This window comes from Bacillus haynesii, from assembly GCF_001969855.1.
In the GTDB taxonomy this organism is placed as follows: domain Bacteria; phylum Bacillota; class Bacilli; order Bacillales; family Bacillaceae; genus Bacillus; species Bacillus haynesii.
The window spans coordinates 1-14,194 of the sequence record NZ_MRBL01000033.1; the positions used below are offsets into that span (position 1 = coordinate 1).

Consider the following 14,194-nt stretch of genomic DNA (forward strand, 5'->3'; position numbering starts at 1 on the left):
CCGTGAATGACCGCAGTCTCCGGCAAAGAGCGGGCAAATCGAGCGGCTGTCTGAGGAGCGAGCGCTTCTCCTCCGGCGAATACACGTTTAAGGGTTTTCGCAAGGCTTGTCCTTTTCTCCTCTGTTTCCATCTCCACCTGGTCTAAAAAGCTGTTGGCCATCGCCGGGATAAAATGCGCCGTCGTCACCCCTTCGTTGACGAAGGCTTCTGTCATCAAAGCGGGATCTTTCTCCCAGCCCGGCGGAAGCAAATACATGGAGGCGCCGGGAATCATCCACCAAAACAGCTGCCAGATCGAAGCATCAAATGAAAACGATGACTTCAGCACGATGACATCATCTTCAGTTAATGGGAACTGCCGCTCGATCCCGGACAAAAAGGCGACAGCCTGGCGGTGCTCAACCGCGACCCCCTTCGGTGTCCCGGTTGAACCGGATGTATAGATGACATAGGCGAGTGAGCCGCCATCTGTATGGGCGCAAACCGGTTCGGTCTCCGCTGGTTCCGTTTGAAATGATGACAGGTTAATCTCAAGCGTTTCCCCGGCAAAACCGGAGACGGACAAACTCGGTCCTGTGACGAGAAGCTTGGCGCCGCTGTCGCTCAACATGTACCTGAGCCGTTCTTCAGGATAGTCCGGATCAAGCGGCACGTAAGCGCCGCCGGCTTTCAAAACAGCCAGCACCGCGATCACCATCTCTGGTGAACGATCGGCGAGCACACCGACCACGCTTTCTTTGGCGACACCTTTTTTCTTCAGACGGACAGCGAGCTGATTTGTGTACTGATCAAGCTCTCGGTACGTCAGCGTACCGCCGGAAAAACGAAGCGCCGGCAGGTGCGGCGAAAGGGCCGCGCGGCGGGTGAATAAACCATGCAGCGTAGGTGCCAAAGGTGCGGCGGACTCTGTTTGATTGAATTCGTACAGCATCTCTTTGGCGGTTTCTTCGCCAAGCAATGAAATTTGCGCGATTTGCCGATTGGGATCAGCGATGACAGAGCCGATGATATGGCGCAAATACAGTTCAATTTTTTTCATCATGGCTGGATCATACTGTCCGATATCAAAATTTATGCGAATATAAAGCGAGCTTCCCGGAATGATTTTAATGCTGCATCCATAGTTGGTGACTTCTTCCATTTCAAAATCATCGACTGTGAAATCGAACGCATCGGCTTGATTCAGGCTTTCAATCTCGCGCTGGGTCGGTATGTTTTCAAATACGACAATATGGTCAAACAGCTCCTGTTTCAGCGTGCTTTGCGCCTGAATGTCATATAAAGGATAATAATTGTACGCTTCTGCTTTCAGTGTTTCCTGCTGTAAGCGGCTGACCAGTTCCGAAAAGGAATACGACCCGCTTTTGACCCGGACGGGAATGGTGTTAATAAAAAGACCGACCATTTTTTCTACGTCATCAAGATCAGACGGCCTCCCGGAAATAACTGAGCCGAAGATTGCGTCATCACAGCGGTTGATCTTTTGCAGCACGATTCCCCATAATGCCTGAAAAACCGTGTTCAGCGTCGCGCCTGCGTTCGTGGCCAATTGGCGCAGCCCATCAGTCTGCTCTTTAGATACTGTAAATGCCATCTGTTGCAGCTTTCCTTTTGAGGATGTCGATTTTTTGGGCAGTGATGTCGTTTGTTTGGCGTTTGAAAGTCTTGTTTTCCAGAATGTCTCTGCTTCTTTTCGATCTTGGCGCATCAGCCATTTAATATACTTGCTGAACGGTTGAACCGGTTCTAGATAAGGAAGTTGTCCCTTTCCTAAGGCCTTGTAAATGGCCAGAAATTCTTTCATCACAATTCCGAAGCACCAGCCATCCATTAAAATGTGGTGATGGCTCCAAATACAATGATATTGTTCATGTGCCCTTTTTAAGATGGATACTCTCATAAGAGGGTCTGTTTGCAAATCAAATCCTTTTTTCTTGTCGTCTTGTTTGAATTGATCGACAAATGCTTCTTTAGCCGCCTCGTCTAGATGAGAAATATCAACAAATTGCAGGCGGATTGGCCGTCTTTTTAACACGACTTGGCGCGGCTTTGCCACATTTTTGTGTATAAACGCAGTGCGGAAAATATCATAGCGTTCAATCAGCGCGTCTAAACTTTTTTGAAACCGTTCTGTATCGAGCGAGCCGTTTATCGTAAACGATGCCTGTTCAAAGTAGGCTCTAGACTCCTGATCCAACAGCGCATGAAAGAGCATGCCCTCCTGCATAAAAGATAAAGGATAGATATCTTGTATTTCCGGTTGCTGCACCATCAGCGACTCTCCTTTTCTATAGTTTATTGACGGCTCCCGTAATGTCGCTTAGCTCCTCCAATGTTAAATCTTCATCAGTGAAGTCTGTTGCACTTCTTTCATGGGTTTCTTTTTCTATGCAATGCCTGATGATCGTTTTAAGAAAATATTGAACATGGTCTGCCAGAGCTTGTACAGTTTCTTTTTTATATTGAAGCCGGTTATAGACAAAGTGCATGATGAGACATTCTGAAGATACGGCGCCGCTGATATCGAGAAGATGAGGCCGCTCCCAATCCGGACTGATCTCATGCCCCGCTTTGACCGGGGAAACGCGAAACCCGCTCGATTTGATATCTTCGTCAAACTGTCCCAAATAGTTAAAGCTGATGTCGGGACCCTGGGAATCTGCAGGTTCCCACATGCCGCTGAGGTATTTCAGCACCCCGTAGCCAACGCCCTTATACGGAATACGGCGCAGCATGTCTTTTGTCCGTTTGATGTGGTAGCCGAAACGCTCATGATCATCTGTGGACTCCGGAAGGCTTGCATCGAGTAGAACAGGATAAATCGAGGTAAACCAGCCGACCGTCCGGCTGATATCGATATCCTCCAAATGCGCTTCTCTTCCATGGCCTTCCAAGCTGATTTTGAATCGATCATTGCCGGTCCATTTGTGAAGTGCAAGACCTAATGCGGCGAGTAATATGTCATTTGTATCTGTCGTATACGGCTTGTTTACGGCCGTTAACAGACGCTCTGTTTCTTGTTTTGTCAGCCGAATGTCTATGGCGTCTGTATCTTGCAGCAGATTCGTAAGGGTTTCGGCATCTTTCGGAAGCGGTTCAACGATCGTTTTTTCCCTTTCAGTCCAGTAATCTATTTCCCGTAATAGCTGTTGGCTTGTTGCATAATCAGTCAGCTGCTTGGCATAGGTTTGATAGGAATCTGTCTTTTCCGGAAACACGATTTCTTTTCCCGCCAGCGCCTGTTTGTATCCGGCGGTCAAATCTTCGAAGAGGATACGCCAGGATACTCCGTCGATGACAAGGTGATGAATCACAAGCAGCAAATGATCGCCGTCTGATCCGCGAAAAACGCCGGCTGCAACAAGCGGACCTGTCTGAAGCTGAATCGATTTCTGAATATGTTCCGCTGCCCTTTCAATCATCACATGCTCTTGGACTAATGATCCTGCTCCTCTTACATCAAGCAGTTCAAACGAAAACAGCTCCTCTTTGACAAGCTCTTCGGCTCTGTTGTACTGTACTAAAGCTCCGTCTTGATATCCGCAAACCATCCGCAATGCGTCATGATGGATCACGATATGGGCGAGCGCTGTTTGCAGAGCTGTTTCATCAAATCGCGCTGTGCTGTACAGCATGACAGATTGATGAAAATGATCATGTGACAAAGATTGTGAGAAAAACCAGTGCTGCACAGGCGTCAGCGGAACTTCGCCGCTGACGGGAGCTTGATCAATCTCGCGCCGGACTTTCGTTACCCGCTTTGACAGCTCGCCAAGCGTCTGATACTGAAACAGCTCGCGAACTGTAGTTTCATAGCCTCGCTGCTTCAGTCTTGCACATACTTGCAGCGCTTTAATAGAATCTCCGCCAAGGTTAAAGAAGTGAGCATCCACACCGAGCCCCTCCATTCCTAAGAGCTCTTCCCAAATCTCAGCCACCATCTGTTCAATCTCGTTTCTTGGATTTATACCTTCGCCAGCGCTCTCATTCACAGCCGGTTCTGGCAGCGCATTTTCGTCGAGCTTGCCGTTAGCCGTGAGCGGCAGTTCGTCGACCTGTATGATTCGCGCGGGTATCATATATTCTGGAAGGATCGTTCTGAGAGAAGCGCGAATATCGGTTTCATTCAGGTTTTGCGCCGTTACCGCATATCCATAGATCGATTGCCGTCCGTCGTTGTCATGTCTTGTTATGACTGCTGCTTCCTTGATTAGAGGCAGTTCTTGAAGGGCACTCCTGATTTCTCCCAATTCAATCCGGTATCCCCTGATTTTCACTTGGGCATCTTTTCTGCCGACATACTCCAGTTCACCGTTTTCCAGCCTTCTGACGATGTCTCCCGTACGATAAAGGCGTTGTCCCCGAACATATGGATTTGTGATGAACCGGGAAGCAGTTAGCTCATCTCTGTTGATATATCCTCTTGCGACTCCGGCGCCTGCGATATACAGTTCACCCGGCACACCGACGGGCTGCAGGTTCATATAGGCGTCCGCGACATAGGCTTGAAGAGTTGCCAGAGGTTTTCCGATATTGCTTTTATTGTGTTTCATGTCTGTTCGAGTCAGCTTTTTATACGTGGCGTGCACCGTTATTTCGGTAATGCCGTACATATTGATGAGAGCCGTTTCTGGATATTTCTCATTCCAGTTCATCAGCATCCCGGGCTGCAGGGCTTCTCCGCCGAAAATGACATAGCGGAGCTGTAAGCGGTCCGGATGCCGTAAATCTTCATCGATAAGCCCGCGAAAAGCTGTAGGCGTCTGGTTAAGCACAGTCACGCCTTCTTTTTGTAAAAGCAGCCGGTAGGCATGGGGATCGCGGGCGGTTTCTTTTGGCACAATGACAATTTTTCCCCCGTGTAAGAGAGCGCCGAATATCTCCCACACCGAGAAGTCAAAACAATAGGAATGGAACAGCGTCCAGACGTCCTGAGATCCGAATGAAAAAGGCAGGTCATCATGTTTGATCAAGCTGACCACATTGCGGTGTTCAATCACTACACCTTTCGGCTTTCCTGTTGTTCCTGATGTGTAGATCACATATGCCGGCTGTTCGGCTGATATCGGCTGGTGCCGCCTTTCCGCCGCACCTTTTTCTGCCTCGTCAATATATAAAACAGGCAGGTCAATGGTTTCGTCCCATTGTTGTCCTGATTGAGTAAGCAGCAGTTTGGCCCCGCTGTCATCGAGCATAAAGCGGACCCGCTCAGCCGGGTAATCTGGGTCAATCGGCAAATAGGCGCCTCCCGCTTTTAAAATACCGAGAATGCCAACCAGCATATCTAGTGAACGCTCTGTCTTTAAACCAACCACTTGCCCTGAACCGATTCCATTTTCATTCAGCATAGCCGCTGTCTGTTCAGCCTTTTCATCAAGTTCCCGGTAAGACAGCTGTCGTTCGTTCATCACGGCAGCTATTTGATCCGGAGTAGCCATTGCCTGTTTTTCAAATAGACTCGCGATGTTCTCGTGTCTCGGGTATTCAGCCGTCTGCCCGGCCGCATTTACTAATATGTCCTGTTCTTTCGCAGTCAGCATTTGGATGTCGGACAGTTTCCTGTCGTGATTGGCCGACATGTTGCCGATAAGCGCTTTAAAATGATCAGACCAGCGCGCGATCGTTGCTTTTTCAAATAACGCGGTACTGTACTCAAAATGACAGCTGATCGTGCCGTCATCATGTTCTTCTGCATACAAAGTTAAATCAAACTTTGAGGAGTGATGCGGCAGTTTATGTGATAAAAGCGTCAGCTCCGGTAATTCCATCTTGAAATCATCGCTGTTTTCAAGCGCCAGCATGGCATCAAAAAGCGGGTTGCGGTTCACTTCTCGAGGGGCGTCAAGATGTTGGACGAGCTCCTCAAACGGATAATATTGGTTGTCAACAGCCTCAAGTGTCAGCGTTTTGATCTCTTCCAAATATGTACGGACTGTTTTATTTCCTTCAGGTTTGCTTCGCATGGCCATTGTATTCACAAACATCCCAATCACGCCGTCAAGTTCTGCACGTTCTCGGCCATGTGCCGGCGAGCCGATGACAATATCCTCTTGGCCGCTCAATTTAGAAAGAAAGATTGAGAAGCCAGCCAGCATCACCATATATAATGTTGCACCTGTCTCGTCCATTAACTGGCGCAGCTTTGCCCCCGTTTCCCGGTCAAGATGTGTGGTCAAAGTGTCTCCGCTAAAATCAGGAAGAAGCGGCCGTTTTTGATCAAGCGGCAAGTCCAGCACCGGCAACGTTCCCTTCAGCACTTCCAGCCAGTACTGTTTTTGGCTGCCGAATGCTCCCGCGGAAAACTGTTCATTTTGCCATACAGCGAAATCCTTATATTGCAGTGTCAATGGAGGCAGCTCTTTTCCGCTGTAAATGTGCGTGAATTCTTGAATAAATGTGCCCATTGACATCCCGTCAGCGATGAGGTGATGCATATCTAGGAGGAAATAGTGCCGGTCTTCACTCAGCGCGGCCAAGCTGACTCTGATCAGCGGAGCTTTTTCAAGGTCAAACGGCTGAACGAACGATTTCATCACTTCATTGAGCGAGTCCTCGGATTGGATTTGCAGCTCTGTCCATTTCACTTCGGCAGCCGAAACGATTCTTTGCATCGGCTCCCCGTTCTGTAAAATAAACGAAGTGCGCAGCGCCTCATGTCTGTCGATTAATATTGCAAAAGCTTCTTTTAAACGCTTCCGGCTCAGTTTTCCGCGCAGTTCCAAAGCAGCGGGCATGTTGTAGCTTGTGCTGTCTTTTGCCAGCTGATGAAGGGCATAAAGCCTTTTTTGCGCGAAAGATAAAGGATACAGATTTTTTTCGGGCGCTGGCTGTATCTCTGGGCAGATATCCCTTGCCATCTGCTCTATTGCATCAGCCATGCTTTCAATCGTCGGATGTGAAAAGACATCGCGAATCGGCAGCTGAACATGCAGCCGCTGATAGATTTTTGAGACAAGCGCCGCCGCTTTAAGAGACTGTCCGCCCAATTGAAAGAAATCATCTCGTATGCCGACACGCTCCCGTTTCAACACTTCCTGCCAAATCGAAACAAGCTCTGTTTCAAGGAATGTGCGGGGAGCTTTCGGCATGACGTCTGCTTCGCCTGAATGTGCCGGCTCTGGAAGACCGGAGCGATCGAGCTTTCCGCTCGTTGTAAGCGGCATGTTGGGCAGTATTGTAAAGCTGTCAGGCATCATATAGGCCGGCAATTTCCCGGCAAGGGCTCTATGCAGGTCCAATCGTTCTTTTTCCTTCTGCAACACGACATAAGCCGCAAGCGCCTGATCTCCGTCAGCGCTCTTGTGAACGATTGCCGCTGCGTCTTTCACACCGGAAATGCTGCGGAGCGCAGCTTCAATTTCGCCGAGTTCTATTCTGAACCCTCTGACTTTCACTTGGTCATCTATGCGTCCAAGGTATTCAATCGTTCCGTTCGGCAAATACCGCGCCTTATCCCCTGTCCTGTACAGCCGTTTTCCTTGCTGAAAGGGATGGGTCACAAAGGCTTGATCTGTCAATTCTTTTTGCTGCAAGTATCCTTTGGCAAGGCCTTTTCCCGAAATGCATAATTCACCGACAGCGCCAATCGGCTGAAGCAGTCTGCCATACATGATATAGACAGATGTATTGGCGATCGGCCGGCCGATTGTCACTCGCTCTCCTTGCTGAAGATTCCGAAGCACCGTTGTCGACACGCTGTTTTCTGTCGGTCCGTATTCGTTTATCAGCTCGGCACCGCTGCAAATCTCGCGGCTTAAGGCGATGACATCAGGTGTCACAGCTTCCCCGGCCAATGTCACAACCCGGAGTGATTTCACATCTTCTTTTGTCAAGGTTTCCAATAGAACGCGGTACAGCGAAGGAACGAAGAGCAGATGGCTGACGCCGTGTTGGACGATGAGCTGTTTCATAGCCAAGACATCTTTTGCATCATCTTCATCGGTCAGCAAGACGCAGGCACCTGACAAGAGCGGTGTGAACAGCCCTGTTATTGACCCGTCAAACACATATGAAAAGAGATGGAGCGCGATATCGCGGTCTGTCATCCTGTATTCTTCCCGCCTCCATTGCAATGTATTGGCAATGCTTGCATGGCTGACAAGCACCCCTTTTGGCTGCCCCGTCGTCCCTGATGTATAAATGATATAGGCCCAATTTTCGCTGTCTGACTGTGCTGAAAGACGATCTGTTGGCTGAACAGCTGTTTCTTCAATTGTGACAATCCTTCCTTTGTAATCCGCAGGGACGAATGGGAGCAGTTCTTGTTGCGTCAACAGACATAAGGCTTGACTGTCTTGAAAGAGAAAAGAGAGTCGTTCAGGCGGATGATCCGGATCAAGCGGCATAAACGCGCTGCCGGCTTTCCAGATGCCGAGAAGCGCTGCGACCATCTCCTTTGAGCGGTGCAGCATGACAGCTGTCACTTGATTTGGACCAGCGCCTTCTTTCCTTAGCGCATGAGCGATTTGATTGGCGCGCTCATCTAATTCACGGTAGCTCCAGCTTGTTTCATTCAATATGAGCGCCTCTTGTTCCGGCGTTTTGGCGGCTTGCTCTTCAAACAGCTCATAAACTGTTTGATCCGGGTAAGATCGCTGTTTGCCGTGAAAGGAATGAATCAGGTTTTTTTCATCAAATGGCACGGGATCAATGCTTGTGATCAATCGATCGGGATCGGACAGTACACATTTGATCACTTCATTTACATGACCTTGAACCCGAAGTATGTCTTTTGTATCATAGACCTCGGCATTGTAGCTGAATTTCATATAGAACGGCTCACCCGGCACAATGACGACGTTCAAGTCGTAATTGGTTTCTTCGGACATGGAAAAATGGTCAAGATCAAGCGCGTTTTTCTCTGATTCCTGCCAGCCGTTTACCGCTTTCTGCATTTGGACGGGATAATTCTCAAATACAAGGATATGATTGATCAGGTCTTTGTTTAAGCCGCTTTCGTTTTGAATCTCATAGAGTGGATAATAGCCGTGATCTTCACAAGTCAGGATGTCTTTTTGCACCTGTTTGGCGAGCGAAGAAAATGACATGTCTGCGGAAGAACGAATCCGGACAGGCACCGTGTTAATGAACAGTCCGGCCATTGATTCAATTCCGTCAATGGCGGAAGGCCTCCCTGAAACAACTGCGCCGAATACAGCATCATCAGTCGCGTTGTAACGGTGCAGAAGCAAGCCCCATATACTTGTAAACAACGTGTTTAACGTCACACCCAATCGCCTTGCTAAATCGGAAAGTTTTTCAATGGTTTCCGGATTTAGTGAAAATTGAAGGTGCTTCGGCGTATAAACACCTTCTGTTGTATTGCTTTTTGTGCCGGGGACTGAGACAGACTCCGCATATCCATTCAGATAATCGGACCAGAAGGCTGCTGTTTTTTCTCTATTCTGACTGCGAAGCCATGTCATATATGTGCTGTAAGGCGCCGGCTTTCCAAGACGGATAGCTCGGCCGTCTCTTAGAGCGTAGTACATGTGGAAAAAATCCTGCAGCACAATACCTAAGCTCCATCCATCCATCATGATGTGGTGGTGGGTCCAGACGCATGTGTGGCGGCTCTCGCCTGTTTGATAAAGGGTCAGTCGCATTAATGGGCCTTTTTGCAGGTCGAATCCTCGGAGCCGATCTGCTCGTTTGCGGCTCTTTATTAACGTTTGCTGCTGTTCAGCCGTCAAGTCGGAAATATCCTCCGTCTGAACCGGTACTTTTCGGTGTGACAGAACGACTTGCTGTGGTCCGTCCAGATCAGGCACCTCTTTTATATAAATCGTTCTGAAAATGTCATACCGGTCAATCAATAGATCCAGACTCTTCTGAAATGAATCCAGACACAAATCACCACTAATGGTGAAGGAAATTTGTTCAACATAGGCGTTTGAATCAGGATGAAGCAGTGAATGAAACAGCATTCCTTCCTGCATATATGACAATGGATAAATATCTTGAATTTCTGTCTCTTGCGCCATGAATGCCACACACCTTTCCGGTGAAATTAAAGATCTTTTACGAGATTGGCAATGCTTGATAATGAAGCGGAAGTCAATTGTTTATTGCTGAAATCGCTCAAAGTTTTTTCGCGTTTTTTCTTAGCGGAACAATGCTCGATCACCTCACAAAGGCGGTCATGGAAGCTGTCCATAAATGTTTCAATCGTACGCCGGGAAAAGACGTCGGTATAGACAGCCTGAATTTCAAGCTGATGATTGATAATCATGGCATTGATGTCCAAATCAAATTCTCTGGGCCGCTCTTCTGCAATGTTATGGCGCGGCTGAAAAGGAGACATCCGCATCATTCCCTCAAGACCGTCGAACTGTCCGAGATAATTAAAGCAGACTTCAGGATCACGATGCTGAATTCGTTGGGACGATTGCAAGAGCCCGTATCCTGTTCCATGGTTCGGCACGCGTCTCATCATGTCTTTCACGGTTTTTATACGACAAGCGGTTTTTTCGCTTGAATTCCCCGGCGCCCTCATATTCAGAAGAACCGGATAAATCGCGGTGAACCATCCTACGGTTCTGGAAATATCGATGTTTGGAACATGCCCTTCCCTGCCATGCCCCTCAACACTGACAAGAAATTGCTCCTGTTTCGTCCAATCTGCAAGCGCCATTCCCAAGGCCGCCAGCATCAGTTCATTCACTTCTGTGCCGTATGCCTGTTTTGTTTGAAACAGCAGCTGGTTTGTCAGTTTCACGCTTAACATGCGAGAGGCGGTGAGCGCCTTTTTTTGCAGCCTTTCCGCATTCCTGTGACCGTCTTTTGGCAATGCGGCCGTTTCAAAAGATATCGCGTGCTCCCAATATGCCGCTTCCTCAAGCAGTTCGTTGCTTGTTGACAATGGATGCAGCCTGTTTGCATATGTTACGTAAGAGTCGCTTTTCTGCGGCAAATTGATTTTTTTGTCTGCTAAAGCTTGCTGATAAGCTGTTTGTAAATCCTCAAGCAAAATTCTCCATGACACACCATCCACAATCAGATGATGAATCGCGATCAGCAGATGGTCTGCATCCCGCAATCTGAACAATCCAATGTGACAAAGGAGTCCTTTGTCCAAACGCATAGCCCGCTGTATTCGTTTTTCCTCCGCTTCTATGCGTTCGGCAATCTGCGTCTCGTCGGCGAGGTCTATGGTCTTTAAGCTAAATCCATCCTCATCCGTTTGACTGATTTCGCGGTTATATTGAAGGATGCGTCCGCTATCGTCTTTCTTAAACATCATCCGCAGTGCGTCATGATGCTTGATTAAGGCGGAAACGGCCCGGCGCAGTGCAGTCTCGTTCAATCTTTTTTCACTCGTGAGCATGACTGCTTGATTATAATGATGTTCAAAGGCGCCAGGATAGGCAAAAAACCTTCGCTGGACAGGTGTTAGGCTGGCATTTCCTTCAACAGGCCCCTGATCGGCAATTGATACGGTCGGAGTCAGGTGACTTGCCAGTTCTTCAATGGTTGGGAATTGAAATAAATCCCGGATCGTCATATCCCATCCTTCAGCGGCAAGACGAGCCGACACTTGCAGCGCTTTTATGGAGTCTCCCCCCAGCTGAAAGAAAGAGTCGGTGATGCCGGCTTGCCGGACATGGAGCACATCCTCCCAAATCCGGCATAGCAATGCTTGTTTTTCATTTTTCGGGGCATGGTAGGTTTCCAAGCGCTGAACATGTGCAGCAGGTAAAGCGTCTTTATTCAATTTTCCGTTAAATGTAAGCGGCATTTTCTCTAAACCGACAAAATGAGCAGGAATCATGTAAGCCGGAAGCCTTTTCGCCAAGTCTAGACGCAGATCGCTGATGTCTGCTTCTTTAGGAACGATGTATGCCGCCAAATAGGTTTTCCCTTCAATATCTTTTTGAATGGCGACTGCCGCTTCTTTGACATGCTCGTTCTTCAAAAGCGCATTTTCTATTTCTTCGAGCTCAATTCTGTAGCCCTTTATTTTGACTTGTTGATCAAGACGCCCATATAGACGAAGGGTGCCGTCCGGAAGCCAGCAGGCCTGGTCTCCGGTTTGATACAGCGGCTGACCTTGCCCTAAAGGATCGCTGAATTTGGCTTTTGTCAATTCAGCTTTTCTCCAATAGCCTTTGGCCACGCCTTCTCCCCCAATAAAAAGTTCTCCTGGGACGCCGATGGGCTGAACTTGTTTGTTCTTGTTAAGAACATACATTTGTACATTTGGGAGCGGAATGCCGATCGGTACAAAATCACGATAAGGCTCTTTACTCATCTTGATTTCATAATAGCTTGAATCAATGGTTGCCTCTGTTACACCATAGCTGTTGATGATCCGCATCTCTTTCCCGAATCGTTCATTGAGTGTATAAAAATCCTGTGCACTGACAATATCTGAACCTAGGATCAGCACCTTTAGGCTCGGTACTCGATATTTCCGCCGATAAACATATTCCATAAAGGGAACAATCAGGGTTGGTGTTGATTCCATTAATGTAATCTGCTGTTGATTCATCAGCTTACATAACAGTTCAGGCTCAATTCGGACATCATCCGGGCAAAGCACAAGCGTTCCCCCGTTTAAGAATGCCCGGGCCATGTCTCCTGAAAAGACATCAAACGAGAAACTGGCCATTTGCAGCACTCGCGCTGGTATACGGTCAAGCTCATAGATGCTGCGCCAAGCATGCGCTGCATGTGTGAAATTGCGATGCCTGACTTCAACTCCTTTTGGCGCTCCTGTTGTTCCTGAAGTATAGATGACATAGGCTGTATCTTTTGGAGTTGCTGTTGAAATAATATTTTCCTCGTGTACGCCATCATGTTCATGGTCAAGATGAATGCAAGGCATACTGCCATCTGTCAAAAGTGAAGCGATGTCTATATATTCAGCTTGGACCAGCAGCGCAGATGCTTCGCTGTCCTTTAATAAAAACCGAATTCTTTCTTCCGGATAATGGGAATCTATCGGGATATACGCTCCTCCCGCTTTCAGCACGGCCAAAACACCTATGATAGCTTCAATCGAACGATTGGCCAAAATCGCAACTCGTTTTTCAGGACCGATTCCGGCTGTTTGAAGCGTCCGTGCCAGTCGATTGGCGCGACTATTCAACTGGTGATAGCTGATCTGTTTTGACCCCTCAATGACTGCGATTTGCTGAGGGTTATTCGCTGTTTTTTCTTCAAACAGTTCGTGAAACACACCAGCTCGTTCTGGAACTTGAAGGTGTTTGTGATTAAACTCAACAAGAATTTGGTGTTGATCTTCATCGTTCAGGAGATTGATGCACGCAAGATCTGTCTCGGGCTGATGAGCGATATGGCGCAAAAGTACAAGCAAATGTTTCATCCAGCGCTCGATGGTTGTTTTCAAGAAAAGATCGGTGCTAAATTCCATGTCGAAATGGATGTTTCCGTTAGATTCGCAGGCGGTCAATGTAAGGTCAAAAATAGATACTTGATGGGCAAGTGTTGGAACGCGATTGACTTGAAGGCCGGCTAATTGCATATCGTGCTGTTCCATGTTTTGCAAAATAAACATGGCGTCAAACAGCGGATTTCGGCTCATATCACGAACGACGTCGAGCCGGTCGACAAGCTCCTCAAACGGATAATCCTGATGCTCGAATGCCTCAAGCGCCGTTTGGCGAACCTTCCTTAAGAAATCGCTGAAACATTTGTTTTCTGTTGGATGCGTTCTGATCGCCAGCGTGTTGACAAACATGCCGATGACAGGCTCTAAGTCTTTGTGCGGCCTTCCGGCGATCGGCGAACCGATGATGATGTCCTCCTGTCCGCTGAGACGGGCAAGAAGCGTGCTGTATGCGGCGAGAAGAACCATATACAGGGTGCATCCGTTGTCGCGGGCGATCTTGTATAGGCCCGCCGTCGTTTCCGCATCAAGCGTGCGGGACACTGTATCACCCGCAAAGCGTCGCACCGCCGGGCGGGCGTTGTCAGCCGGCAGATCCAGCACCGGCAGCTCGCCATCGAGCTGCTTCAGCCAATAGGCCTCCTGTCTTTTGTACGCCTCTCCCTTTTTGAATGCCTTTTGCCAAACGGCGTAGTCTTTATATTGAATCCGCAGCGGGTCAAGCGTCCGGTTGTCGTACAGCTCGCTGAATTCGCGGATCAGGGTGCCGACAGACACCCCGTCGGAAATGATGTGATGCATGTCCACCAATAAAAGATGGCGGTCCTCCGCTTCCTTCACAA

General features: G+C 48.3%; 3 protein-coding genes. All 3 read right to left on the minus strand.

The window, feature by feature from the left end:
* Positions 1 to 2,273 (minus strand): non-ribosomal peptide synthetase (locus BTA31_RS20630; RefSeq protein WP_142243762.1); only part of this gene is annotated, 2,273 nt, incomplete at its 3' end.
* Between the two features lie 16 nt (positions 2,274 to 2,289).
* Positions 2,290 to 9,984 carry a non-ribosomal peptide synthetase gene (locus BTA31_RS20635; RefSeq protein ID WP_076793840.1) on the minus strand — a complete coding sequence of 2,565 codons (7,695 nt, stop codon included), beginning with the start codon at positions 9,982 to 9,984 and terminating at the stop codon, positions 2,290 to 2,292.
* 26 nt (positions 9,985 to 10,010) lie between these two features.
* The coding region (locus tag BTA31_RS20640) for a non-ribosomal peptide synthetase (RefSeq protein WP_142243763.1) at positions 10,011 to 14,194 on the minus strand (4,184 nt) is incomplete at its 5' end.